Source organism: Janthinobacterium sp. TPC_1 (genome assembly GCF_056037845.1).
Genome location: NZ_CP195157.1, coordinates 5,056,991 through 5,080,865 on the forward strand (window position 1 = coordinate 5,056,991; position 23,875 = coordinate 5,080,865).

At 63.9% G+C, this 23,875-nt stretch carries 21 protein-coding genes and 5 pseudogenes; 12 read left to right on the forward strand and 14 right to left on the reverse strand.

The window, feature by feature from the left end:
- The first annotated feature begins 2 nt into the window (after positions 1-2).
- Positions 3-1,391 (forward strand): methyl-accepting chemotaxis protein, encoded by a 1,389-nt coding sequence (locus ACQVLG_RS24635; protein WP_474291469.1) that lies wholly within the window; start codon positions 3-5, stop codon positions 1,389-1,391.
- Between the two features lie 21 nt (positions 1,392-1,412).
- On the opposite strand, the gene ACQVLG_RS24640 is transcribed toward ACQVLG_RS24635, so the two are convergent.
- From ACQVLG_RS24640 to ACQVLG_RS24650, 3 genes and pseudogenes are all read right to left on the reverse strand, one after another.
- The gene (locus ACQVLG_RS24640; RefSeq protein WP_474291471.1) at positions 1,413-1,937 is read right to left on the reverse strand and encodes an N-acetyltransferase family protein; all 525 of its coding nucleotides are present in this window, start codon (positions 1,935-1,937) and stop codon (positions 1,413-1,415) included.
- A 7-nt stretch (positions 1,938-1,944) separates the two neighbouring features.
- Positions 1,945-2,519, reverse strand: a pseudogene (locus tag ACQVLG_RS24645) (helix-turn-helix domain-containing protein).
- Between the two features lie 32 nt (positions 2,520-2,551).
- Positions 2,552-3,451 (reverse strand): LysR family transcriptional regulator, encoded by a 900-nt coding sequence (locus ACQVLG_RS24650; protein ID WP_474291473.1) that lies wholly within the window; start codon positions 3,449-3,451, stop codon positions 2,552-2,554.
- A gap of 107 nt (positions 3,452-3,558) precedes the next feature.
- Here ACQVLG_RS24650 and ACQVLG_RS24655 point away from each other — a divergent pair.
- Together ACQVLG_RS24655 and ACQVLG_RS24660 are read left to right on the forward strand one after the other, a co-directional pair.
- Positions 3,559-4,642: pseudogene (locus ACQVLG_RS24655) on the forward strand (YeiH family protein).
- Between the two features lie 106 nt (positions 4,643-4,748).
- On the forward strand, positions 4,749-5,279 hold the full coding sequence (locus ACQVLG_RS24660) for a LysE family translocator (protein WP_474291475.1): 531 nt from the start codon (positions 4,749-4,751) through the stop codon (positions 5,277-5,279).
- 112 nt (positions 5,280-5,391) lie between these two features.
- Here the strand turns inward: ACQVLG_RS24660 and ACQVLG_RS24665 are convergent, their stop codons facing one another.
- Positions 5,392-6,156 (reverse strand): alpha/beta fold hydrolase, encoded by a 765-nt coding sequence (locus tag ACQVLG_RS24665; protein ID WP_474291477.1) that lies wholly within the window; start codon positions 6,154-6,156, stop codon positions 5,392-5,394.
- An 89-nt stretch (positions 6,157-6,245) separates the two neighbouring features.
- On the opposite strand from ACQVLG_RS24665, the gene ACQVLG_RS24670 reads away from it, so the two are divergent.
- Both ACQVLG_RS24670 and ACQVLG_RS24675 read left to right on the forward strand, forming a co-directional pair.
- Positions 6,246-7,049: an AraC family ligand binding domain-containing protein gene (locus tag ACQVLG_RS24670; protein ID WP_474291479.1), complete on the forward strand. Its 804-nt coding sequence runs from the start codon at positions 6,246-6,248 to the stop codon at positions 7,047-7,049.
- Positions 7,050-7,209: 160 nt separating this feature from the next.
- Entirely contained in the window at positions 7,210-9,684 is a 2,475-nt protein-coding gene (locus ACQVLG_RS24675) for a UvrD-helicase domain-containing protein (RefSeq protein ID WP_474291481.1), read from the forward strand.
- A 25-nt stretch (positions 9,685-9,709) separates the two neighbouring features.
- On the opposite strand, the gene ACQVLG_RS24680 is transcribed toward ACQVLG_RS24675, so the two are convergent.
- The 10 genes and pseudogenes from ACQVLG_RS24680 to ACQVLG_RS24725 all read right to left on the reverse strand — a co-directional run bounded on the left by ACQVLG_RS24680 (position 9,710) and on the right by ACQVLG_RS24725 (position 16,478).
- Positions 9,710-10,354, reverse strand: a complete 645-nt coding sequence (locus ACQVLG_RS24680) for a CatA-like O-acetyltransferase (RefSeq protein WP_230537531.1) — start codon at positions 10,352-10,354, stop codon at positions 9,710-9,712.
- Between the two features lie 37 nt (positions 10,355-10,391).
- Positions 10,392-10,592, reverse strand: a complete 201-nt coding sequence (locus tag ACQVLG_RS24685) for a DUF6714 family protein (RefSeq protein ID WP_474291483.1) — start codon at positions 10,590-10,592, stop codon at positions 10,392-10,394.
- 17 nt (positions 10,593-10,609) lie between these two features.
- Positions 10,610-10,936, reverse strand: a complete 327-nt coding sequence (locus ACQVLG_RS24690) for a hypothetical protein (protein WP_474291485.1) — start codon at positions 10,934-10,936, stop codon at positions 10,610-10,612.
- Positions 10,937-11,017: 81 nt separating this feature from the next.
- Positions 11,018-11,719, reverse strand: a complete 702-nt coding sequence (locus ACQVLG_RS24695) for a hypothetical protein (RefSeq protein WP_474291487.1) — start codon at positions 11,717-11,719, stop codon at positions 11,018-11,020.
- 310 nt (positions 11,720-12,029) lie between these two features.
- Positions 12,030-12,425, reverse strand: coding sequence for a DUF5071 domain-containing protein (locus tag ACQVLG_RS24700; protein ID WP_474291489.1), 396 nt, complete (start codon positions 12,423-12,425; stop codon positions 12,030-12,032).
- Positions 12,426-12,438: 13 nt separating this feature from the next.
- A pseudogene (locus ACQVLG_RS24705) lies at positions 12,439-13,666 on the reverse strand (MFS transporter).
- A 134-nt stretch (positions 13,667-13,800) separates the two neighbouring features.
- Positions 13,801-14,103, reverse strand: coding sequence for a pentapeptide MXKDX repeat protein (locus ACQVLG_RS24710; RefSeq protein ID WP_474291491.1), 303 nt, complete (start codon positions 14,101-14,103; stop codon positions 13,801-13,803).
- A gap of 191 nt (positions 14,104-14,294) precedes the next feature.
- A complete protein-coding gene (locus ACQVLG_RS24715) occupies positions 14,295-15,071 on the reverse strand; it encodes a molybdopterin-dependent oxidoreductase (RefSeq protein ID WP_474291493.1) in 777 nt (258 codons plus the stop codon).
- 4 nt (positions 15,072-15,075) lie between these two features.
- Positions 15,076-15,672, reverse strand: a complete 597-nt coding sequence (locus ACQVLG_RS24720; protein ID WP_474291495.1) for a cytochrome b/b6 domain-containing protein — start codon at positions 15,670-15,672, stop codon at positions 15,076-15,078.
- Positions 15,672-16,478 carry a DUF1223 domain-containing protein gene (locus tag ACQVLG_RS24725; RefSeq protein ID WP_474291497.1) on the reverse strand — a complete coding sequence of 269 codons (807 nt, stop codon included), beginning with the start codon at positions 16,476-16,478 and terminating at the stop codon, positions 15,672-15,674. Before ACQVLG_RS24725 ends, ACQVLG_RS24720 begins: the two co-directional genes overlap by 1 nt.
- 144 nt (positions 16,479-16,622) lie before the next feature.
- Here ACQVLG_RS24725 and ACQVLG_RS24730 point away from each other — a divergent pair, with 144 nt between their 5' ends.
- The 7 genes and pseudogenes from ACQVLG_RS24730 to ACQVLG_RS24760 all read left to right on the forward strand — a co-directional run bounded on the left by ACQVLG_RS24730 (position 16,623) and on the right by ACQVLG_RS24760 (position 23,801).
- Entirely contained in the window at positions 16,623-17,213 is a 591-nt protein-coding gene (locus ACQVLG_RS24730; RefSeq protein WP_474291499.1) for a sigma-70 family RNA polymerase sigma factor, read from the forward strand.
- Complete coding sequence (locus ACQVLG_RS24735; RefSeq protein ID WP_474291501.1) at positions 17,210-17,857, forward strand: NrsF family protein; 648 nt, start codon at positions 17,210-17,212, stop codon at positions 17,855-17,857. The genes ACQVLG_RS24730 and ACQVLG_RS24735 overlap by 4 nt, the downstream gene beginning before the upstream one ends.
- Positions 17,858-17,976: 119 nt before the next feature.
- Positions 17,977-19,484 (forward strand): annotated as a pseudogene (locus ACQVLG_RS24740) (DUF4331 domain-containing protein).
- Positions 19,485-19,502: 18 nt separating this feature from the next.
- Positions 19,503-19,763 (forward strand): hypothetical protein, encoded by a 261-nt coding sequence (locus tag ACQVLG_RS24745; protein ID WP_230537518.1) that lies wholly within the window; start codon positions 19,503-19,505, stop codon positions 19,761-19,763.
- A gap of 66 nt (positions 19,764-19,829) precedes the next feature.
- Positions 19,830-21,041: a tetratricopeptide repeat protein gene (locus ACQVLG_RS24750; RefSeq protein ID WP_474291503.1), complete on the forward strand. Its 1,212-nt coding sequence runs from the start codon at positions 19,830-19,832 to the stop codon at positions 21,039-21,041.
- A pseudogene (locus tag ACQVLG_RS24755) lies at positions 21,041-22,169 on the forward strand (HupE/UreJ family protein). The gene ACQVLG_RS24750 and the pseudogene ACQVLG_RS24755 overlap by 1 nt, the downstream one beginning before the upstream one ends.
- Positions 22,170-22,298: 129 nt before the next feature.
- Positions 22,299-23,801 (forward strand): sigma-70 family RNA polymerase sigma factor, encoded by a 1,503-nt coding sequence (locus ACQVLG_RS24760; RefSeq protein ID WP_474291505.1) that lies wholly within the window; start codon positions 22,299-22,301, stop codon positions 23,799-23,801.
- Positions 23,802-23,875: the final 74 nt, after the last annotated feature.

The following is a 23,875-nucleotide window of genomic DNA, read 5'->3' on the forward strand; positions in this document are numbered from 1 at the left end:
ACATGAATATTTCAAACATACGCATCGGTATCCGCCTGACCACAGGCTTTTTGCTCACGTCGCTTTTACTGGCCGTGGTCGTCGGCATCAGCACCTGGCAGCTGTCGACGGTGAGCGGGGAAATCGACAGCAGCGTGAACCAGCGCTATGCCCGCATCGCGCAATTGCAGGCCACGCGCAACAGCACGCAGGAACAACCCGCCCTGCGCGAACTCGACCAGCAGATCGCCACGCAATCGGCCCTGATGCGCTCGACGGCCGAGGCGGCCATGGCCCGCGCCCACGATACGAGCATGCTGATCATCGCGCTGGGCCTGGTCGGAGGCGTGCTGAGCCTGGCGACGGCCTGGTTCATCAGCAGCGGCATCGTGCGCCCCTTGCGGCACGCCGTCAAGGTGGCGCGCAAGGTGGCGGGCGGCGACTTGAGCGAGCATATCCGCGTCGATTCCAGCGATGAAGTGGGGCAATTGCTGCAAGCGCTGAAAGACATGAATGCGAGTTTGATCAATATCGTGGGCGAGGTGCGCGGCGGCACGCACGAGATCGCGGGCGCGTCGGGAGAGATTGCGGCCGGCAACCTGGACCTGTCGCAGCGCTCGCAGGCGCAAGCCAGCTCACTGGAACGCACGGCCGCCTCGATGGAAACGCTGACGGGCACCGTCAAGCAAAATGCCGATAACGCACGGCAAGCCAATCAGCTGGCGCAATCGGCCGCCGACGTGGCCGGCAAAGGGGGCACGGTGGTGGCGCAAGTCATCGATACCATGAGCTCGATCAATGCGTCGTCGAAAAAGATCGTTGACATCATCGGCGTCATCGACGCCATCGCCTTCCAGACAAATATCCTGGCCCTGAACGCTGCCGTGGAAGCGGCACGGGCCGGGGAACAGGGGCGAGGTTTTGCCGTCGTGGCCGCGGAAGTGCGCACCCTGGCGCAACGCTCGGCCGGTGCGGCGCGGGAAATCAAGCAATTGATCGGCGACTCCGTCGAGCGGGTCGACGCTGGCGCGCGCCTGGTCGATACGGCGGGCGCCACCATGCGCGACATCGTGGCCAGCGTACACCGCGTCACGGACATCATGGGCGAAATCAGCATGGCCAGCGGCGAGCAATTGTCCGGCATCGAACAAGTCAATGCCGCCATCGTGCAGATGGAACAAGTGACGCAGCAAAACGCGGCCCTGGTGGAACAGGCATCGACGGCGGCAGCAAGCATGCAGCAGCGCGCCACCCTGCTGTCGGGCACGGTGGGCATCTTCAAGCTGAGCCGTGACCAGCTTCCCGCCCAGGCGGCGCACGGCATCAGTCTGGTGGCCGTTCAGGCTACCCAGGTGGTCTCCGCGCCGGCAAACCGGCCTGCCGCAAGCGTTAGAGCGCGGCTGAAAGCCTGAGTTCCCCGCCTGAGTTCCCCGCTACAGCTGCTTGTACATGATGGTGGTGGCGTCCAGCCGGCCGCCGGCCGGCGCCAGCGCGTAGCCGGGGATGCTGCCCGCCACCACGTAACCGAGCGACAGATACAGCGGCTCCGCATGGTCGCCACTGCGCGTATCCAGGGTCAGCAGGCTGCGCGGCAAGCGGCGCGCCTGTTCTTCCAGCGCCCCCATCAGTTGGCGGGCGATGCCGTGGCGGCGGTAAGCGGGCGCGACCAGCAGCTTGCGCACTTCGGCCCGGTGCGCCTGGTTGGGATTGGTATCCCAGTCCAGCTGCACGGCGCCCGCCACCTTCCCTTCCACCTCGGCCACCAACAACAGACGCACGCCGCGCGTGACGGCCGGCAAGACGTTATCCGTCCAGAACGCCTGGCTGGCTGCCACGTCGAAGGGCAAGATAAAACCGATGCTGGCGCCGTCGTGCACGCACGCCTGCAGCAAGGCGCCCAGTTCCGGCAAGCGTTCGAGAATATCGGCGGATGAAAAATGGCGTAGCGATGCGGGCATGGCGACCTCAGACGAGAAAGAGAAAATAGCGGGCGCCGCTGCCGGCTGGCGTCGTAAATGCGCTGGCGCCATGCAACTGGTAGCGCAGGCAATCGCCGGGCATCAAATCGTGGGAGCGGCCATCGACCGTCACGTTGAGCTTGCCCTCCTGCAGCAGCAGATGATGTTCCATGCCGGGCCGGGGCGAGGCGGCATAGCTGATCGTCACGCCCGCACCGAGCTCGCATTCGAGCGCTTCGCCAGCCAGCGCGCGCGACGGCGGCGAGACGGAGCGGCGGACAAAGCCGGTGTCCGGGTCCGTCCACACGGTTTGCTCAGCCCGCCGCAACAAAGGCGGAAAAAATCGTCCTCGACCATGCGCAGCAGGCGCGACATGGCCAGGCCATACGCGGTGCACAGCTTGCCCAGCACGGCTGTCGTGGGGCTGACTTCGCCATTTTCCAGGCGCGACAGGGTAGCGCGGCTGACCTGGCTGGCACTGGCCAGCTGGTCCAGCGACCAGCCCCGCTCCACGCGCAACTGTTTTAATCGCGCCGCCAGACGCTGTTCCGTATCGTTCTCTGCGAGTGTCGAATTTTCCATATAAGGGAATTTATTCCATATATGGAAAAACGTCAAGCCATGCGCGACGCGTGGCGGCACAGCTCCAAAAATCCCGTCAAGCGGGACGAGAGGATTTTCTTCGATTGGCGGATCAGGTAAAAATTGCGTTCCAGGGGCGGCAGCATGGTGTCCAGTTCCACCAGTTGCCCGCTGGCCAGCAGATCGGCCACCACCACCCGCGACAGGCAGGCGATGCCGAGGCCGGCCGCCGCGCCATACTTGATCGCTTCCGAGTTGCTGAACTCGCCCGCGGCGCGCAGATAATGCAGATACGGCACCAAGGCTTGCTCCACGGCTTCGCGCGTGCCCGAACCCGCCTCGCGCAGCAGCCAGCCCGCCTGGTTCAGCTCCGCAAAGCTGAGCAGATGCCGCACTTGCGCCAGCGGGTGCGCGGGCGCGGCCACGATCAGCATCTGGTCCGTCAGCCACGGCTCGACCAGCAAGCCCGGCTCATGGCACGGCCCTTCGATCAGGCCGATATCGACACGGAACTCCGCCACGGCGGCAGCGATGTCGGCCGTGTTGGCAATCGTCACCTGCGGAATGCTGCGCCCGTACTGCTGCGCCGCCTGGGCCAGGATCTGCGGCAGCAAATAAATGCCGATCGTCGTGCTGGCGCCGATCTGCAGGCTGACGGGCACGGACGGATCAGCGCCCGCGAACTGGCGCTCGATGCTGGCGGCCCCGTCGCGCATCTGCCGCGCCTGCGGCAGCAGCAGACGGCCATTGTCGTTGAGCAGCAATCGCTTGCCGACCCGGTCGAACAGTTGCGCGCCCAACAAGGTTTCCAGCTCGTTCAGGGCCGCGCTGGTGGCCGATTGCGACAGCGCAATCTGCTCGCCAGCCGCGCTGGTGCTGCCCGTGTCCGCCACGGCCAGGAAAATCTGCAGTTGCCGTAACGTTAGCGCCATCTCATATACTCACTTAATAGGTTAAACATACAAAAACAATCCGTTTTACCATTTAATCGACGAACTGTACAGTCATGCCATACGAACCAAGAACCATGGAGTACGGCATGTCTTCACTCTCTACAAGCAACACAACAAGTTTCAGCGACCGCTATGGCCGCCTCCTGCCGGGCCTGCTGCTCAGCGGCGTGATCGCCTGGGGCGCCATTGCGCTGGGCAAGCTGGAATGGATGCAAAGCCACGGCATGAGCGCCCTGACCCTGGCCATCATGCTGGGCATCGTACTGGGCAACAGCGTGTATGGCAGCCTGGCACCCGCCGCAGCGCGGGCGTGGCCTTTTCCAAGCAGACATTATTGCGACTCGGCATCATCCTCTACGGCTTTCGCTTGACCTTCCAGGATATCGGGCAAGTGGGCCTGGCCGGCATCGCCATCGACGCGCTGGTGCTGGCGTCCACGTTCGGCCTGGCCATGTTTCTCGGCACCAAGGTGTTCAAGCTGGAACGCAACAGCGCCATCCTGATCGGCGCGGGCAGCTCGATCTGCGGCGCGGCGGCCGTGATGGCGACGGAACCCGTCGTCAAGGGGCGCAGCGAAGATGTCACCGTGGCCGTCTCCACCGTCGTGGTGTTCGGCACCATCGCCATCTTTTTGTACCCCTTGCTGTACCAGCTGAACCAGGGCTGGCAGGTGCTGGGCGCCACGCCCACGGCGTTTGGCGTGTACATCGGCTCGACCGTGCATGAGGTGGCGCAAGTGGTGGCGGCCGGCAAGTCGATCGGGCAAGAGGCGGCGAATGCGGCCGTGATCGCCAAGATGGTGCGCGCGTGATGATGCTGGCCCCGTTCCTCGTCATCCTGTCGGCGGTGCTGGCGCGCGGCAAGGCCCAAGGTGGTAACGGCGGCCACGACAAGGCGGCCAAGCTGGCCATTCCCTGGTTCGCCTTCATTTTTATTGCCGTGGTGGCCTTCAATTCGCTGGGCTGGCTGTCGGCCCCGGTGGTAGCCGCCATCACCGACATCGATACGGTTCTGCTGGCCATGGCCATGGCGGCCCTGGGATTGACGACGCATATGTCGGCCATCCGCCGCGCCGGCATCAAGCCCCTGCTGCTGGCCGGCCTGCTGTTCTGCTGGCTCATCGCCGGCGGCGCCGCCATCAACCACGTGGTCGCCAGCCTGCTTGCCTGAAGCCGGGCCTGATTCCGGCGGGGCCGCTGACGCGGGAGCCGAAAACTTCGTACAATACAGGTGTTTTGACTCCCCAATCCGGCTTCGGCCCCACCCAGGAACACCCATGCACCTCTCGAACTGGCTGCTTTTCTGCAGCGTCGCCCTGCTCGTCACGTTTTCTCCCGGCCCGGCCGTCTTGCTGGCCATCTCGAATGCCATCGCCGTCGGCCCGCGCCGCGCGATGATCAGCAGCATGGGCAATGGTTTTGGCTTGTTCATCATTTCCGGCGTGGCCATGGCCGGCATGGGTGTCGTGCTGGCAACCTCGGCCACGGCCTTCATGCTGCTGAAACTGGCTGGCGCCCTGTATCTGGTGTTCCTGGGCATCAAGCAATGGCGCAGCAAGGCCAGCATCGTGGCGGAAGCCCCCGCAGTGCAAGGGGCGGCGAATCCAAATTCTTTCTGGAAACTCTTCCGCCAGGGCTTGACGGTGGCGCTGACCAATCCGAAAGCCATTTTGTTCTTTTCGGCCCTGTTCCCGCAATTCATCACGCCGGGCGAACCGGTGGCCATCCAGTTCACCGTGCTGACGACCTCGTTTGTGGCCTGCGCCATGCTGGCCCACTTGTTCTACGCCAACCTGGCGCGCCGCTGAAAACCCAGCTGGCCACGCCGGGCCGCGCCAGGCTGTTCAACCGTATCTGCGGCGGCGCCTTCGTGCTGCTGGGCCTGAGCCTGCTGCGCCTGCGCGCCAAGACGGCTTGACGTCACTGCGCCGATAGAAATGCCTCGATGCTGGCCGCCAGGGCCAGCGGCGTTTCATTCATCGGATAGTGTCCCGCATTGCCCAGCACTTCAAGCCGGGCTTGCGGGTACCACGCCAGATACGTGCGGCGCATCAAGTCCGCATCAAAACGGGGATCGTGTTCGCCCACCAGCGCCAGCAAGGGCAGGTTCGGCGCCGATCCTTGCACTTCGCCGCTGAAATCCGTTTCGCTCCACGCGAGAAAATAGGCGGCGAACGCGGCCGGATCCGAACTTTCCCACGAATATTGCGCCTTCCAGTCCAGCCATGCGGCCGGCAAGCGCCCGCCCGTGCTGCGGTCGATGATGGCGCGCCGCGCCTGCTGGTTGCCGCTGGCGTCGAGAAACAGCGCGCGCGCCGGCGCATCCATGGCCACGCCGCAACTAGGCACGGGCGCCACGGCCACCAGTTTGCGCAAGCGCAAGGGCGCCAGCAAGGCCAGCCGTTCCAGCGCCATGCCGCCCATGGAGTGACCGACCACGCTAAAGGTGGCAAAGCCCAGCGCATCGGCCAAGGCCAGCGCGTCGCGGGCGACTTCATCCATTGAATACTCGCCCGCCGCGCCGCGCATGCCGCCATAGCCGCGATTGTCCATGAAAACGTAGCTGAAGGCGCCGCCGTCGAGGGCCGCTTCCATCGGCGCGAACGCGTGCGCGTCGCCAAACCAGCCGTGCAGGACGATGACGGCGTGGGGACCATGGCCCACGCGATGATAGCTATTGTGCATGTTCACTCCTGAAAAAGAGTGGATCGTAAGGGGAAACAGGACGGCCCGCCTTCGATAGCAGGTCAAATACTGTAGAATGCGGGCCATGGATGATTTTTATACGGAAGTGCCGCGAACAACTGATCGCCACCGCGCGCGACCATGCCCCTGGCGAACAGTTCCCCAGCCACAGCCATGCGCGCGGGCAATTCGCCTATGCGGCGCGCGGCGTCATCAGCGTGCATACGCCGCAAGGCAACTGGCTGGTGCCGCCGCAACGGGCTTGCTGGGTGCCGGCCGGACTCGTCCACGGCATGCGCATGCATGGCGCCGTGACCATGCACAACGTGTTTATCGCCCCGGACGCCATCGCCAGGATGGGCTTGCCACCGGATTGCCAGGTGCTCGATGCCACGCCGCTGCTGCGCCAGTTGCTGGCCGAAGCGGTGACGGTGGAGGCCATGTATGTGGAACAATCGCGCGCCGGACGATTGATGGCCTTGCTGCTCGACGAGGTCGCCGCCATGGCCCCCCTGCCCCTGAGCGCGCCCCTGCCCCAGGACGCCAGGCTGGCGCGGCTGTGCTTGCAATTGCTCGAACAGCCCAGCCTGGACAGCGGCCTGGACGCGATGGCGGCGCGCGGCAGGCATGAGCCGGCGCACCTTTACGCGGCAATTCCGCGCCCAGACGGGGCTGGCCTTTGCCCAATGGCGCCAGCAAGCATGCCTGCTGGCCGCCATCAAGCGGCTGGCCGAGGGGCAAGCCGTCACCCGGGTCGCGCTCGATCTCGGCTATGCCAGCCCCAGCGCCTTCACGGCCGCCTTCCGCCGCGTGCTGGGCCGGGCGCCCAGCGACTACCTGGGCTGGACGGCATGAAGACCACGACCGCACGCAGAAAATTTCTGCATAGCTGAGCTGAACTCGCTGTCCCGGAGAGGGACTAAGCAACATGGTAAGCAAGAAAGCTTCCATTGCTGCATCAACAAATGATGAAAATAGACACATATATTTCCGAAATACAATATTTGTGGGCTTTTATCCTATGCTCCCGGCATATTTCCACCAGCGCCCAGCATGAACATACTCAATGAAATACTGGAATTCCTGGGCCTGATGACTATCGGGCATCACAGCACCTTATTAACACAGGAGCAGAGAAGCATTGAACGCGTCCATGGCACAGCTTTGGCCGAAGGCAAGGCCGTGGCATATCAGAATGGCTTTGAAGCAGGACGAGCGCATGAAGCTGACGTGCAAGCGGCAACGCTGGCGGCAGAGAAAGAACGCCAGGCGGAATGCCAACGCCAGGCCGAGGAGGCGCGCAAGAACTGGCTGGTGAGTGGCATGCCCCTCGGATTTACACCGTGTATCAGCGGTGAATTCAAGACGGCGGTGACTGCGCGCTTTCCCCATCCGCCCACAGCAGACCAGTGGAAGATGATCCTGGCTGATGACCCCGCCACCTACGTCATTGCCGGTGCTGGCTCGGGCAAATCCACATCGCTGGTCTTGCGCGTGATCGCGCTCAACCTTTACCTGGGCATAGACCGCAACCAGCTCTCCGTGTTCACCTTCACCAAGGCGTCTCGCTTCGATTTCATCGAAAAGCTACAGGCAAGCTTGTCAAAATGGCACGTCCAATTATCGGAACAGGAGGCAAAGCGCATGGTGCGCACCTTTCATTCCATGGTGCTGACGATGGCACGCGAAAGCATGCCGGTACGCCCCAAAGTGCTTGAGTTGCTGGATCGGGAGAAAAAGGGCGAAGTCGACGCACTCGACGTTGAAAACATGCTGGAGCTGACAGAATCGGACGACCTGCAAGACGAGAGCGACAATGAGGATGCCTTCCCGGCTATGCTGAGCGAGGAGCCGGACGACACGCCAACGCTGGACGACTTGCTCGGCATCGCCTACGAGCGGGCCTTCAATCAAGATCAAGTTTTTTACGCTATGGCGATCCAGCTTTACAAACTCAGCCTGACCCAGGCTCGCCAGGCGACCGATGCCAAGACGCACAGCAACATCAAGTGGATCAACGATATCGATCAGAGGATGACAGCCGCCCTTGAACACGCCTGGCGCCACGATATCGCCCCCGGCATCTGGCCGCTGGACGGTATCGATGCCGGCCTCGCCGCCATCGACGTGTCGCCGCAGGCGAACAAACCCTTCTGGGTGAATGGCTACGTGCCGCAAATCGGCGCCCACATTATTCTGGGCGGAGCCGAATTTTATGCCAAAGCAAGCTCCAACAGCATTCCGTCGGCCACCGCGATCTACACCAAACGCAAGGTGCTGGCGGGTATCAGCGACAAGCCCTTGCTTTGGATTGATACGCTTGAGCAATTACAGGAGCTGAGAATCCAGCTGGGCTGGCTGGCCGCCCATGCGGAAAAGCGCGCCGGCAAACTCACGTTCAAGATGATCGCACCAGGTGACTTCAAGAAAAAGCCGATCACCAAATGTTTTCATGGCATGGCGCAGTTTGTGGAAAATCTGGGCTTGCCGGTAGCTGCTACGCTCTCCAGCGCCATCGCCAGCCCGCAAAACAAGCTTGGCGGCGATGCCGTGTTCATGCAGGCCACGGCGCGTTTCTGGCCCTATTTCGAAGCCGTGCTGAAGGAGCGCGGCATCTGCACATTCAATCAGCTCTTTGCGCACTATTCCGAAGATCATCCAGAAAATTTTGCTGCGGTGCCACTGCACGTGCTCGGCACCATGCGGCATCTGATGGTGGATGAGTTCCAAGATGTATCACCACAGATTGTCAAATGGATTAGAGGTTGCCAACGAGAACTAGTCAGGCGTGACATGGCGGGCTCCCTCACCTGCGTCGGTGACGACTGGCAATCCATATATGGCTGGCGTGGCAGTTCGCCGGACTTCTTCGTCCAGTTCAAACAGCACTTCCCTGCGGCCAAGCATGGCAAAGTCATCTTGAAGGAGAATTTCCGCAGCAGCGACTATCTGATCCGCTGCGCCGAGTCGGTGCTGGTCGGCGTGCCTGGCATGGAACCGAAAACCTGCGTGGCCGAGGGTAAATGGGCCGATGCCAACCTTCCGGTACAGATTCATGGCGTGAAAGGCGAGCTGCCACTTGAGGCAATCCGGCTATATATCGGCATGGAAGTTGCGCGCACCGAAGCCTGCGAGGAGCGCCCCATGCTCGTATTATCACGCGAGAAAAGACATCTCGAAAAGCTCAAAAGGGTATCACGCCGCGATTGGGGCAAGGCAGTCAAGTTCATGACCTTCCATGGCGCCAAGGGATTGGAAGCACAATCCATCGTACTGCTCGGCGATTGCCACTACACGGGTTCCACGCCATCGAAAAATTTCTTGTACCAAAAAGCAGGCCTGGGCAGCTATGACGAGGCGCAGCGAGCGGAAGCGCGCCGACTCGCCTATGTCGGCATCACGCGGGCCATGGAAAAGTGCCGTTGGTTCGCCGTCAGGAAAGACAATGGCGCGATCGCCAGCCTGCCGGCTTCCGGTCCCTATGTCACGTTCGCCACTATCGATGCCAAGCCGCCGAACACAGCCTGAACGCATCGAAGGACAGGCCGCAACGCTAGGCTGTAATGATGGCGTCGATGCGCCGCGCCAGCGCCTGCGCCAGCTTCTGCACGTGGTAGCCGTCGACGAAGCCGTGGTGGGCCTGCGCGGAAAACGGCACCAGCATGCGGCCGTCGTCCTGCGCGGGACCGAACTTGCCCCAGGTAAATGTCGGAATGTCGGCATCGCGGTGGCGGCAGATCGGGTGTTCGATGGCCCGCATGTCCAGCCACGGCAGGCAGGTGATGTAGATGTTGTCGCGCCGTTCGCGCTCGCTCAATTCCTCGCCCGTGTTGATCAGCGCGGGGCTGGCTTCGGCAAGGCGCTTGGCCTCCAGGCTGCGCGCGATGAATACATCGAGCTGGTCTGTCATGCTAAAACGCGTGTAATTGAGATTGTCGTCGCCGTTGATGACGGTGTAGGATGCGGGAAAGTTGTCTATCCGGATCACCTCATCCCGGTAGATGCGGTACATGAAATTGTCAATGTCCTTGACCGTATTCAGGAGGCAAAACAGGAAGAAGTGGAACACGGGCATCTGCTGCGCCTTGCACCAGGGCCGGAAATCCGGCACGTCGAGCATGAAGTTGATATTGACGAGGGGATTCTCGAACGCCCGGAACAAATCGTAGCGGTCGCGCCGCTTTGCAAAATTTTTCATGCGGCGAGTGTAGACGATGAGAGTGCTGGCGGGCAAGTCATGCCGTATCCGCTTGCCAGTAAGTTGCCAGGCTTTCATGGGCGGCATAGGCATGCATACCGTCGTCCAGCTGCGCCACGAACGCCAGAAAGCGCACGATGGCGGCCCTTTGATCCCCATCAAGCGCGGCGTATTGCGCGAGCGCATAGGAGCGCCGCGCCAGGTTCTTTTCAGGCGGACAGAGCGACGACACGGTCATGCCCGCATCGTCTCCTGTTATTCGTCACTGCGACTTGACGGCTTGGCGCGCAGATCCAGAAAAACATGCCCCAGGATTTTTCTGCCGTGGATATCGACGATAACCGTCAGATAAGTATCATCGCGGGGAACGGGAATGCCGATATGTTGAAACTTTCCATCCGACGACTCATAAATATGCGCGACCTGCCAATCCCAATCCGCGGCATCGCCAAAATCATTCCCGATGAGCAGATCGGCATATGCCCAAAGATCGACGACTTCCCTGGCATTTTCAGTCACCTTCAGCATAGGCGCATGAAACGTTTTTTGGTATTCGTCATTCGACAGTAAATGTGTTTTCATTTTTTATCTGCATTTGGCCGCCGGCCGGGATAGCGCGGTCGCCAGCCTCCCCGTATCGGGAGGCATATTTGCGCCGGAATGTTACCAGGCCTGATTCATCTCGTCGTCCAGCATATTGGCGAACAGGTCGAAACTCAGGATACCCGTGCCGATGCATGAAAACACCGTGGCGCCCGCCGCATCCTTGATCGTCAGTTTCTCGGTCCAGTCATTCTGATTCATGCACTTCAGGCTGGCGCCAGGCCAGGTGACGCCGTCCACATGCAAGCCCTGCGCCGACAAGGCCAGTTCCTGTGTCTTGACATTCAGGAAATTGCCGAACAAGCGCTTCTTGTACACGTCGCCACTGCTGATATAGCGGAAAGTCACGCGTTCGCCGTCCGCCAGCTTTTGCTTCAAGACGGGCATGCGGTATTCCAGGTAACGGGAACGAAACGCGTCCATGAATTCGTCAAAGCGCTTGAGTTCCCCGGTAGCCCATACCCATGGCTGGTCGGCGCCCGTGCGGTAGGCAAGGTTATTGATCATGCCCGTCATGGCGGTGGAGCCGCCGGCAAACAGATACAGGTCCTCGATATCGGCAAAGGCAGCGTAGCTGCGAATACCGTCCAATTCATGCACCACACCGTCTTCATGCAATTCAAAACGGCTTTTCCGCCGCTTGAGCATCACCGCGCGCATGACCAGCACCAGCAATGCGAGCAGCAATAGAAAAGCCGCCGTGCCATAAAGAATAGTCAAATTACTGTGCGTGCCCAGTTTGGCGCCATTGCGCAAGGTCATGGCCTGAGAGTCAGTCAGTGTCTTCTGGGGCAAGGTCGTGCTCAGGTACAAGACAAAACCTGCCACTGCCGCCAGGATCGCTGCAAACACCGCAAACAGCATCGGCACCGTCTTGCCATGAGAATATACAGCGAGTGCTTTATTGGTTTGCGGGATACTAAAATTGCCCATGTAATCTTCCTGTTAAATGATAAGAGGGTTTCAAAACCCGGATGCCGACATATATTCGGGCCGGATTGTCTCCTATCTATTGCAGGAATGGCCACACGCACGCACATTCAATACTGATGTACTCCAATAATGACCCTGATTATTGGCCGGCCACCGTGATGATCTGGCATTGCAGAATGTCCCGGGCCGCCTCGGCCACGCCTTCTTCCAGCTCGGCAGCCGTTGGCGCCAGGGCGAAGCGCTGCAATTCCCCGTCCACGGCGGCAGCCAGTCCGGAGGAATGGCGCACGATGCCCAGCAGAACAATGTACTTCCACTGTTCATCGTCGCTGGCCAGCACCGTTCTGATATGGGGAGCCAGGCGCGGACCGATGCCGGCCAGAAAAGGCAGGAGGATGGCCGCCACGGGCCAGTTCGCGTCCTGCACCCACTCGAGGATCCGCGGCATGGCGGGACGCAGTTCTTCCCAGCGCAAGGCCGTCAGGGCTTGCGCGTTCCGCGTATCGTGTTTATCGCGCGGCAATGGCAGACTCATGCGAGGCGTCCCATCATGCGGCGCCACCGTGCGCCAGGCCCCGCTGCACTTTCCACGCCAGCGGCAAGGTCAGCAGCAGTACCGCCGCCAGCACCGTCAGGGCCGTGGGCACACTGGTATGGTCGCCCAGCGCGCCGAACAGCACGGGCGCCAGCGCCCCGCCGCCGATGGTACCCGTGTAGAACAGGGCGAACGCGTGCTCGCGCTTGCCCGGCTCGGCCAGTTCCGGCACCACGCCGTACAACACGGACGAGGTGCCGTTCAGCGCCAGCCCCAGCAAGGGCAGCATGGCCATGACGCCGGCCAGCGGCAGCCACAGGGCCGCGACGATGAGCACGGAAGTCATCGATTCCGTCAGCCAGCCACACGGTTTTCATCATGCCGATGCGCGCGCCGAGGTAGCCGCACAGCAACTTGCCGAAGGCACCGCCCACGAACAGCAGCGATAAGGCCACGCCGATGCCGGCCGTGCCCGCGCCCTTGCTTTTCAGCAAGAATGGCAAGAAGGTGAGAAATCCCATGCGCACGGCGCTGTCCAGGGTGCCCGTGGCCAGCAGCGCGCGAAAACTCCCTTTCGAACCGCTGCCGGCGATGGTCTTGCCCGCCTTTTTCGTCCCCGCCTGCAGTTCGCCGGGTTTCGGCAGCAGCCACCACAGCAAGCCGGCGGCCGCCAGGCCAAGCAATCCCAGCAGGGAAACGCCGGTCTGCCAGCTGCACACGAGCAGCAGCAAGCCCATCAGGGCGGGAATCAGGGTCTTGCCGATATCGCCGGCGAAATTGTATTGCGACAAGGCCTCCTTTACGCCGCCGCCCGCCTCGTGCGTGTCGGTGACGATGGACGAGGCCAGCGGATGCTGCTGCGTGCTGGCGCCCAGGCCGCCCAGCAGCAAGGCGATCAGCAGCACGGCCAGGCCGCCCGCCTGCCCCGCGACCAGGTAGGCGGCGCCGGCCAGCGCCGTGCCGCCCACCAGCATGCGTTCGCGCCCCCAGCGCTTCGCCAGCCGGCTGGCCAGCAGCTGGAAACCGGCCATCATGCCCGAATACGAGCCGCGCAAGAGGCCCACCATGGCATAGCTGATGGCAAACTGCGCCTGCCAGATGGGCAGCAGCACATAGATCACGTCCGTCAAGCCGTCATGCACGGCATGCGCGCTGCAGGCGGCAAACAGCGAGCGGCGGCGGATCGATTTATCGGAGGAAGGTACTTCGGGGGACAGCGTGGCAACGGACGGTTCGGTCATGACTGTGCATGCGGGAAATCAGGAGGCATCCAGCTTACACCAATTAGCAACTTCGCATCCTGAGCCAGCATGGGTGAACGCTGGAAAACGCGCGCGGCCTGGCGCCATCGCGTTGACGGCGCCAGGCCCCTGCACTACTTGCCCATCGCATCCTTGGCCATGCCATCCTTTTTCATTTCATCCTTCTTCATGCCGTCTTTCCCCATGGCATCTTTTACCATGGCATCTTTTGCCATGCCATCCTTGGCCATGTGATCCTTCTTCATGTGTTTCTTGGCCATCGGCTTGTGCATGCCGTCCTTGCCCATCGCATCCTTGTGCATGGCGTCGGCCGAGGCGTCCTTGGCCATGGCGTCTTTCTTCATGGCATCCTGGGCAAACGCGGCGCCCGACAGGAGGATGGCGGAAGCGATGATGGCGGTGATGGTGGTTTTCATGATATGTCCTTGTCTCAGTGTTGGATGGGCGAGATTGCCCGGTGGTAAAACTATTGCTGTGCTACAGGGTGCTGCTTGCTGCCGAATAGAAGGGAGGCCGGGAGGTGGTCAGGGCCAGGCGCATTGCCGCAGGCAGTACGACTAGTACGACAAGGCAATGCAACGCCGCCCTGGCCGGCTCCCCGGCCTTCCTAGGAGCCGCCGAACCAGTTGTAGCCCTGATTCTCCCAATACCCTCCCGGGTAGGTATTCGTGACGAAAATGGCCTGGATGTGCTTGGGGTTCTTGTAGCCCAGCTTGGTCGGCATGCGCAATTTCATCGGGTAGCCGTATTTGGGCGGCAATTCCTGGCCGTCGTAGGTCAAAGCCATGATGGTTTGCGGATGCAGGGCCGTGGCCATGTCGATGCTCGTAAAATAATCGTCGGCGCACTGGAAACCCACGTATCTGGCCGTCGTGTCGGCGCCGACCCGCTTCAGGAAATGGGAAAACGGCACGCCGCCCCACTTGCCGATGGCGCTCCAGCCTTCCACGCAGATGTGGCGCGTCACCTGCGTTTCCTGCGGCAAGGCGCGCAGCTGCGGCAGGGTCCACGGCTTCTTGTCGGCGATCAAGCCGCTCAATTCCAGGCGCCAGGCGTCGCCATCGACCTGTTCCACCTCATCCTCGCCGTAATAGGCGTTGAAGGGAAACGGCCGCGTAATCATGGAGTCCGGATACGTGGGCGCCAGTTTATTCGGATCGAACAGCCAGCCCTGCACCCGGTCGTTGAAGCGCGACACGGCCGTCAAGGCTGTCTCGATGCTGGACGGGTCGCTGGCGTTGCAACCCGTCAGCAAGGACAGGCCGCCCAGGGTCAGGCTGCGCTGCAAAAACAGGCGGCGCGACGGCTGTTTGATCTGGCGCAAGGCGTCGGCCAGCATGGCCTGGCCCTGCGCTTGCACGAGGATGGTTTTTTTCATGCTCATCTCCTTAGCGGCCGCGCAGCATGGCGACCAGGGTGCGCGGCACCAGCGCCACCATCAGCAGGTGCACGCACACAAAACCCGTCAGCAGCGCCATGGCGATGAAGTGGACCCTGCGCGCGCTCTCGTAGCCGCCCAGCAACTCGCGCAGCAGCGGGAATTGCACGGATTTCCACAGCACCAGGCCGGACAGCACCAGCACGATGCAATCAAACATCACGAACAGGTAGGCGGCGCGCTGCACCATGTTGTAGCGGCGCGGGTCCGCATGGGCCAGCTTGCCCTGCAGCGTGGCGCTGAAATCGGCCAGCAGCGCTCGCGGCGAGAGGGGAAAGAACTGGCGCCGCAGCCGTCCCGAGACGATGTTAATCACCAGATACAGCAATCCATTGCCCACCAGCAGCCACATGGCGGCGAAATGCCATTGCAGGGCGCCGCCCAGCCAGCCGCCCAGGGTCAGCGCGCGCGGCAGCTCGAAGGGGAAGAATGGCGCCGCGTTGTAGATGCGCCAGCCGCTGGTGGCCAGCACCACCACGGCCACGGCGTTGAGCCAGTGCGTCAGGCGCAGCCAGGCGGGGTGGATCACATTCATTTGCCCGTTCATCACAGTGCTCCCTTCGCGCACGATGCCGTGCTGACGGCTTGCAGGATGGCGCTGCTGTCGGCCCGCTGCACGAAAGCGACGACTTGCAGGTTTTCCGGGCGCCAGCTGGCGGGCAAGTGCACTTCGCGGCGCAGCCGGGCGCGGCCTTGCGCCAGCGCAACCGGCCCCAGCCACAGGCGCACGGCCGCATCGTGATGCAGGGTGGCGCCCCGGTTTTCGCCGCGCAGCACGGTCGAGACGATGGCGCTTTCGCTGATGGCCACATACAGCTGGCCGCCGGTGCGCGCGTCCGGCGCGCTGGCATTGGCTTCCAGCAATAATTTCCCGCCCGGTCCCGGCGTGGCGGACAGGCCGATGGCGACGGGCGCAGCGGTCGCGTTGATGCGGCCGATGGCGGCCGGCAGCTGCGTATCCCAGCCGCGCAATTCCGTGCCGCCCACGAAAAACTGCGGCGTGTAGGCCACTTGGCGCGGCTGGTGGCGCAGCAGCTCGGCCTGGCGCGCGTCGAATTGCGGCTGCGCCAGCGGGTCCGTCCAGCCGATCTGGTCCCAGTACGTGACGTGCAGGGCCAGCGGCACGATCAGGCTGGCCGCCCCCGCTTCCTTGCGCAGGGCGTTCAGGCGCCGGTCGGCGGGCGGGCAGCTGGAGCAGCCTTCGCTGCTGTACAGTTCCACCAGCGCCGCCGTCCGCGCACCGCTTTTGACTTCGCAGCGCTGGCCGGACGCCAGCTGCGCGTACGCAGGTGCCGTCGCGGCCCACAGGCAGAGCGGAACGAGGCTGGCGGCAAGGCGGTGCTTGATGTACATGATGACTACCCGTTATAGTGAATGAAGAAACGTGAATGAAGAAACGTGCTTGCCTGTCAATTCGCCGCGCTGGACGGATTGGTTACAGCCGCCAGCAAATAATTCGATATTTATTTTTTTCAACGCCTGTCACCAAAGGCCCGCATGCAACGAATACCTGTCAGTAAGCAGTTGCATGGCGCGGAATTGCGGCTGCATGGCTTGATGCTGCGCGGGCTCGATGGCGATGCGGCGGCGTATCGCAGTTTCTTGCAGGCAACCAGCGCCCATTTGCGCGCCTTCTTGCGGCGCCGCCTGCAGCGCTGGCCGGACGAGGTGGAAGACCTGGTGCAGGAATGTTTATTAGCCATCCACAACCAGCGCTTGACGTATGACACGGGCGTGCCGCTGACGTCGTGGATCCATGCGATCGCGCGCTACAAATTGATCGACTGGCTGCGGCGGCACGGGCGGCGCGAGGCGCAGCACCAGCCGTATGACGAGGAAGACGATGCGCAGCAACTGTTTTCCAGCGCCGATGCCGAGGCGGCCGAGGCCAGCCGGGACCTGGGCAAGCTGCTGGCCACCTTGCCGGCGCAGCAGCGCGACGCCATCGTGCATACCAAGCTCGACGGCTGGTCCGTGCGCGACACGGCGGCCGCCATGGACATTTCGGAAGCCAGCGTCAAGGTGGCCGTGCATCGCGGCTTGAAGGCATTGGCGGCCCATTTGAGGACTGAAGGAAACGCATCATGAAAACCGATGACTTGATCGCCATGCTGGCCAGCGGCCCCGACGTGGCCGCCGCGCCGCCCCCGGGCGCCCGCTTGCACGCCCTTGCCACCCTGGGCGCCGGCCTGCTGGCCAGCGTGGCCCTGATGGCCATGCTGCTGGGCGTGCGGCCCAACCTGGAACAACTGGCCCAGCTGCCCGACTTCTGGATCAAGGTGGGCTTCGTCGTGTGCCTGTGCCTGGCGGCCTGGCACGTCAGCCGCCGCCTGTGCGTGCCGGGCGCCAACACAAGCGCCCTGCCCCTGCTGGTCGCCCTGCCCCTGCTGCTGATGTGGGCGCTGGGCGCCATCATCCTGAACGAAGCGCCGCCCGAACAGCGCGCCGAACTGTTCTGGGGCGCCACCTGGCGCAGCTGCCCCCTGCTGATCGCCATGCTCTCGCTGCCCATCCTGGCTGCCGTGCTGCGCCTGATGCGCCAGCTGGCGCCCACGCGGCTGCGCCTGGCGGGTGCCGCCGCCGGTTTTGCCGCGGGCGGCCTGGCCGCCCTCGTCTACTGCCTGCACTGTCCGGAACTGGCCGCCAGCTTCGTCGGCTTCTGGTACGTGCTGGGCATGCTGGTGCCCACGGCCATCGGCGCGGCCATCGGCCCGAAAGTGCTGGCCTGGTAAGCCAATGACATCCTTTTCGAGGCAGTGAATCCGTTTTCTCCCCCCGTGCGTATAAGCCAGGCAGCCTGCAGTTTCTTGGACTTGCCTGTCAACGCAAACACAAAATCGGGAGAATCGAAATGTCTTTGTCACACTCGAAAACCGCACTGGGCGCCGCACTCCTGGGCAACCTGCTCGCCGTTTCCTTCACTTTGGCCATCGCGCCAGCCGCCCATGCTTCCAGCCACCGCGAAGCGCCGTTTATTACGCAAAATCCGAAAGTCGACGGCACCGACTTTTACATGTTCCGCAGCTATGAAACGGGCCGCGGCGCCTACACCACCTTGGTGGCCGACTACCTTCCCCTGCAAGACGCCTATGGCGGCCCGAATTATTTCACCATGGACCCCAACGCCTTGTACGAAATCCATATCGACAACAATGGCGACGGCAAGGAAGACCTCACCTTCCAGTTCCGCTTCACCAACACCATCAAGGATGACAAGTTCACCGTCGGCGGCAAGAAAGTCTCGATTCCGCTCGTCATCAACGGCGGCGCCATCGATTCCGTCAACCCGCCGGGCCTGAACGTGCGCGAAACCTACACCGTGACGGTGGTGCGGGGCGACCGCCGCAACGGCACGCGCAGCAGCGTCACCAATGCCAGCGGCGGCGGCAGCGTGTTCGACAAGCCCGTCGACAATATCGGCAACAAGTCCATCCCCAACTATGCCGCGTATGCCGCGCAGCACGTCTACACGGTCAACATCCCCGGTTGCGCCGCGCCGGCACGCCTGTTCGTCGGCCAGCGCAAGGACCCGTTCGTGGTGAACCTGGGCGAAACGTTTGACTTGATTAACATCAAGGCGCCCGCCACGGAATTTGCCGCGAATGCGGAGTCCGCCGCCAGGGACGACCTGGCGCGCAAGAACGTCACGGCCTCGAAATGGAAGTGCCGACCGCCTGCCTGACGGCCGGCAACGACCCCGTTATCGGCGGCTGGACCACGGCCAGCCTGCGCCAGGGACGCTTGCTGAACCCGGCACCCGGCGCCATTCCGGCATCGAAGGAAGGCGGCGCGTGGGTGCAAGTGTCGCGCTTGGGCATGCCGCTGGTAAATGAAGTGGTGATCGGCCTGAAGGACAAGGACCGCTTCAACGCCAGCAAGCCGTCGGGCGATGCGCAATTTGCCGACTACGTGAAAAATCCCACCGTGCCGGCCCTGGTGGAGGTGCTGTTCGGCTCGGCAGGCGCGAAGGCGCCCACCAACTTCCCCCGCAACGACCTCGTGGCCGCCTTCTTGACGGGCATCAAGGGCGTGAACCAGCCCGCGACGGTCGTCGCCTCTGAAATGCTGCGCCTGAACACCTCGATCGCGCCCACTGCCCCGGGATCGCAAAAACGCCTGGGCGTGATCGATGGCGACAGCGCGGGCTTCCCGAACGGCCGCCGCCCCGGCGACGACGTGGTCGACGTGGTGCTGCGCGTGGCCATGGGCAAGCTGTGCACCCTGAACATCGGCTGCGCTCCGGCCGACGCGCCCGCTGGCAGCCTGCACTTCACGGACGGCGCCTTCCTCGATGAAACCTACTTCACGGCAGGCTTCCCCTACCTGAAAAACCCCATCGCCGGTTCGCCGCAGATGTAAGCCAACGAGGAGAATGCGATGAAAAAGCTCCATGCACTCGGCGCCCTGGCGCTCACGGCCCTGCTGGCAGGCTGCGGTGGCGGCGGCAGCAGCCACGGCGGCGATAACGGCGGTGATAACGGCAGCGGCGGCACCACGCCGCCGCCCGTGACCATGCTCGACGCCTTCTATACAGCCGTCAGCAACGTCATCGCGAACACCGGCGATGACAAGGAAGGCGTCGCCACCGACGCCATCATGGCGACGTCGCCGGAAGACACGGAAGCGGTGCCGCTGTAGCCCCTGCGGGCGCCGGGGGAGTCCGCTCGCCGGTGCCCGCATCAATGACTGTTGATGGCCTCCACCATGAAAACACCGATTTCCCTGCTGTGCGCCTGCCTGCCCCTGCTGGCCTGGGCCGCGCCCTACACGCCGAAAGACGGCGGCGCCGTCATCGAACAATTGCCGCGCCGCGCCGACGCCACGCAGAACGAGCTGCGCGGCCTGCGCCAGCAACTGAATGCCGCCCCGCATGACCTGGTGCTGGCAACCGGCCTGGCGCAGCGCTACATTGCCCTGGCGCGCAGCGAAACGGACCCGCGCTACCTGGGCTACGCGCAAGCGGCGCTGTCGCCCTGGTGGCGGCAGGCGGCGCCTCCCGTTCCCGTGCGCCTGCTGCGCGCCACCATCTTGCAAAGCACCCACCATTTCGGTCTCGCCCTGCAAGACCTCGACGCCGTCATCGGGCAGCAGCCGCACAACGCCCAGGCCTGGCTGACGCGCGCCACCGTGCTCACGGTGCAGGGCGATTACGCGCTAGCGACAGCGGCCTGCGGCCGGCTGTCGGCCTTGACAACGCAACTGGTCACCGTCACCTGTATTGCCAATATCGCCAGCGTCACGGGCCGGGCCGCCGGCAGCGAGCGCTTGCTGGACCTGACCCTGCAGCGCAGCGCCGGCGCGGCGCCCGAGCTGGAAAGCTGGGCCGCCACCCTGCTGGCGGAAATGGCCACGCGGCGCGGAGATTCAGCGCTGGCCGAAGCGCGCTACAAGACGGCGCTGGCGCGCCAGCCGCGCGACAGCTACCTGCTGGGCGCCTACGCCGACTTCCTGCTGGACCGGCAGCGTCCGCAGGACGTCGCCAGGTTATTGCAAGACCAGCAACGCATCGATGCCCTGCTGCTGCGCTACGCGCTGGCACTGCAATCGCTGCCCGGCCGCCAAGCGGCATTCGAGGCGGCGAAGGCGGAGCTGGCGGCCCGCTTCACCGCCGCCATGCAGCGGGGCGATACCGTGCACCAGCGCGAGCAAGCGCGTTTCGCCCTGTTTCTGCAACAGGATGTGCCGTCCGCCCTGCGGCTGGCGCAGCAGAACTGGGCCATCCAGAAAGAAGTGCCCGACATGCGCATCCTGCTCGAAGCGGCCCTGGCCGCGCGCAACTACGCGGCGGCACAGCCTGTGCTGGCCTGGATCGCCGCCAACGGCGTGGAAGACGTGGCCCTGCAGCGGCTTGCCAGGCAGCTGGGGCCGCAGGATGGGCAGAAAGTCAGTGTTACCAGGAAAGCGGGGGTACTGTGATGTGTGCTGTAAAGCGCTGCCTGTTCATCCTGCTGCTATGCGCCTGGCTGGCTCCCGCGCAAGCCCACAAGCCCAGCGACAGCTATCTGAGCCTGGCCGTGCACGGCCAGCGGATCGAGGGGCAATGGGATATCGCCCTGCGCGACCTCGATTTCGCCATCGGCCTCGATGGCAATGGCGACGGCGCGCTGACCTGGGATGAAATCCGCGCGCGCCACGCGGCCATTGCCGCCTACGCGCTGCAGCGCCTGCAGCTGGCCAGCGGCCAGGGCGTGTGCCCCTTGCAAGCCGCCGAACAGCTGATCGACCATCATACGGACGGCGCCTACAACGTGCTGCGCTTCCGGGCCACTTGCCCGGGCGGCGCCGCGCCGGCCAGTGTGGCCATCGGCTACACCCTGTTCGCCGACCTCGACCCGCAGCACAAGGGGCTGCTCAAGATCGATAGCGGCGGCACGACGCAAACGGCCATCTTCGACCCGGATCGCCCGCGCCAGACGATTTCCCTGGCCGCGCCCGATCGGCTGGCGCAGTTCGGTGCGTATGTGAAACACGGCATCTGGCATATCTGGATCGGCTACGACCATATCCTGTTTTTGCTGTCGCTGCTGCTGCCGGCCGTGCTGCTGCCGGGCTTGCGCGAACAGCAGCACGGCCTGAATGCGGCGTTTATCGACGTGCTGAAAGTCGTCACGGCGTTCACGCTCGCCCATTCCATCACCCTGAGCCTGGCCCCTGTCCGTGGTGTCGCTGCCGTCGCGCTGGGTGGAGTCGGCCATCGCCGCTTCCGTGATCCTGGCGGCGCTGAACAACCTGCTGCCCCTGTTCCGCGGCAAGCGCCCCGTGGCCGCCTTCGCCTTCGGCCTGATCCACGGTTTCGGCTTTGCCAGCGTGCTGCGCGACCTGGGCTTGCCGCAGGGCTCGCTGCTGGCCAGCCTGCTGGGCTTCAACGTGGGCGTGGAAATCGGCCAGCTGGCCATCGTCGCCGCCTTCTTGCCCCTCGCCTGGCTGCTGCGCAAGACCTGGCTGTACCGGCAAGTGCTGACCGTTGGTTCGCTGGCGATTGCCGTGGTGGCGTGCGTGTGGCTGGTGGAGCGGGTGGCCGATATCAAGCTGATTTCGGCCTGATGCCGGCTCGCTAGCGTTGCTGGCCCGCCACTGCCGGGCCACAAGTCGCGGCAATCGGGCTACAATACGAACAATTCTCAATCGCATCAAGGCCTGTCTGTCCTGTGGACCGTGGCATGGAAAGGTTGCATGCTACGCCCCGAACTGGAACTGCACCGGCAAATCGAAATCCTCTACAGCGACCACCATGGCTGGCTGCAGGGCTGGCTGCGCCGCAAGCTGGGCAACGCCTTCGATGCGGCCGACCTGGCGCACGACACGTATCTGCGCATCCTCGCGCGGGGCCGCGCGCCCGAATCCGGCGAATCGCGCCAGCATCTGGCGCAGATCGCCAACGGCCTGGTGGTGGACCTGTTCCGCCGCCGGCATATCGAAGCCGCCTACGCGGACGCCATCGCCGCGCAGCCGGAAGCGACCGTCCCCACGCCGGAAATGCGCGCGCTGATCGTCGAAGCGCTGCTGGAAATCGACGCCATCCTGGCCAGCCTGCCCACGAAAGTGCGCGACGCCTTCCTGCTGTGCAAGCTCGAAGGCATGGCCTACGCCGACATCGCCGCGCGCCTGGGCGTGTCCGTCTCGTCCGTAGAAAAATACATCGCCCGCCCTGCTGGCCTGCTGCGCGGCGCAATGCGCATGAGCCAGCAATTGGACGGCGCGCCCATCGCCCCCGCCGCGTTGCAACGCGCCGCCGAGTGGATGGCGCGGCTGTGGGCGGAAGATGCCAGCGCGGCCGACGCGGATGCCTGCGCCGCCTGGCGCGCCGCCCACCCCGAGCACGAGCGGGCCTGGGCCCGGCTGCAGCGCTTCTCCCGGCAATTCGACGCCCTGCCCCGCGAGGTGGCGCGCGGCGCGCTGGCGCCGGTTCAGCCCCGTACCACCGGCCGCCGGCGCGCCTTGCAGTTACTTGGTTTGATCGCGGCGGGCGGCGGCACGGCGCTGCTGGCACACGAAGCGGGCCTGTGGCAAAGCACGGGCATGAGCATGGGCAGCGATTACCGCACGGCCGTGGGCGAGACGCGCGCCATCGTGCTGGCCGACGGCACGCAGGTGGTGCTCGACACGGCCAGCGCCATCGACGTGCGCTACGGCGCCGGCGAGCGGCGCATCGTGCTGCGCGCCGGCGCCATCCTCGTCACCAGCGCCCACGAACACGTGGCAGTCTACCGCCCGCTGCTGGTGGCAACGCCGCAGGGCACGGCCACGGCGCTCGGCACGCGCTTCTCCGTGCGCCTCGGCGATGGCGTCAGCCAGGTCGCCGTGTTCCAGGGCGCCGTGGCCCTGCAGCCTGCCCGCGCCGGGGCAAAATCCCTGCATCTGCAGGCGGGCCAGCGCGCCGGCTACACGCGGCAGGACGTGCAAGAGGTAGCGAGCGTGGAAGACAGCGCCGCCGCCTGGGCACACGGCAGCCTGGTGGCCGAGCGCATGCGCCTCGATGACTTGCTGGCGGAGCTGGGGCGCTACCGCCACGGCGTGCTGCGCTGCGACGAGTCCATCGCCGGCCTGCGCGTGACGGGCGTGTATTCGCTGCGCGACACGGACCGCTCGCTGGCCAACCTGGCCCTGAGCCTGCCCGTGCAATTGCGCTACCGCACGCGCTACTGGGTCAGCATGGGCCCGCGCCAGGCTTCCTGAACAAGACATGCAAAATAAATGAAAAAACCTTGAGGGTTTTGGCTTTTCGTTCGGAATACGGGAAGAACGAATTT

Coding starts and splice junctions, on each gene's coding strand:
- ACQVLG_RS24635 (WP_474291469.1), top strand. CDS start 3: ATGAATATTTCAAACATACGCATCGGTATCCGCCTGACCACAGGCTTT.
- ACQVLG_RS24640 (WP_474291471.1), bottom strand. CDS start 1,937: ATGCCCGCATCGCTACGCCATTTTTCATCCGCCGATATTCTCGAACGC.
- ACQVLG_RS24650 (WP_474291473.1), bottom strand. CDS start 3,451: ATGGCGCTAACGTTACGGCAACTGCAGATTTTCCTGGCCGTGGCGGAC.
- ACQVLG_RS24660 (WP_474291475.1), top strand. CDS start 4,749: ATGCACCTCTCGAACTGGCTGCTTTTCTGCAGCGTCGCCCTGCTCGTC.
- ACQVLG_RS24665 (WP_474291477.1), bottom strand. CDS start 6,156: ATGCACAATAGCTATCATCGCGTGGGCCATGGTCCCCACGCCGTCATC.
- ACQVLG_RS24670 (WP_474291479.1), top strand. CDS start 6,246: ATGATTTTTATACGGAAGTGCCGCGAACAACTGATCGCCACCGCGCGC.
- ACQVLG_RS24675 (WP_474291481.1), top strand. CDS start 7,210: ATGAACATACTCAATGAAATACTGGAATTCCTGGGCCTGATGACTATC.
- ACQVLG_RS24680 (WP_230537531.1), bottom strand. CDS start 10,354: ATGAAAAATTTTGCAAAGCGGCGCGACCGCTACGATTTGTTCCGGGCG.
- ACQVLG_RS24685 (WP_474291483.1), bottom strand. CDS start 10,592: ATGACCGTGTCGTCGCTCTGTCCGCCTGAAAAGAACCTGGCGCGGCGC.
- ACQVLG_RS24690 (WP_474291485.1), bottom strand. CDS start 10,936: ATGAAAACACATTTACTGTCGAATGACGAATACCAAAAAACGTTTCAT.
- ACQVLG_RS24695 (WP_474291487.1), bottom strand. CDS start 11,719: ATGACCTTGCGCAATGGCGCCAAACTGGGCACGCACAGTAATTTGACT.
- ACQVLG_RS24700 (WP_474291489.1), bottom strand. CDS start 12,425: ATGAGTCTGCCATTGCCGCGCGATAAACACGATACGCGGAACGCGCAA.
- ACQVLG_RS24710 (WP_474291491.1), bottom strand. CDS start 14,103: ATGAAAACCACCATCACCGCCATCATCGCTTCCGCCATCCTCCTGTCG.
- ACQVLG_RS24715 (WP_474291493.1), bottom strand. CDS start 15,071: ATGAGCATGAAAAAAACCATCCTCGTGCAAGCGCAGGGCCAGGCCATG.
- ACQVLG_RS24720 (WP_474291495.1), bottom strand. CDS start 15,672: ATGAACGGGCAAATGAATGTGATCCACCCCGCCTGGCTGCGCCTGACG.
- ACQVLG_RS24725 (WP_474291497.1), bottom strand. CDS start 16,478: ATGTACATCAAGCACCGCCTTGCCGCCAGCCTCGTTCCGCTCTGCCTG.
- ACQVLG_RS24730 (WP_474291499.1), top strand. CDS start 16,623: ATGCAACGAATACCTGTCAGTAAGCAGTTGCATGGCGCGGAATTGCGG.
- ACQVLG_RS24735 (WP_474291501.1), top strand. CDS start 17,210: ATGAAAACCGATGACTTGATCGCCATGCTGGCCAGCGGCCCCGACGTG.
- ACQVLG_RS24745 (WP_230537518.1), top strand. CDS start 19,503: ATGAAAAAGCTCCATGCACTCGGCGCCCTGGCGCTCACGGCCCTGCTG.
- ACQVLG_RS24750 (WP_474291503.1), top strand. CDS start 19,830: ATGAAAACACCGATTTCCCTGCTGTGCGCCTGCCTGCCCCTGCTGGCC.
- ACQVLG_RS24760 (WP_474291505.1), top strand. CDS start 22,299: ATGCTACGCCCCGAACTGGAACTGCACCGGCAAATCGAAATCCTCTAC.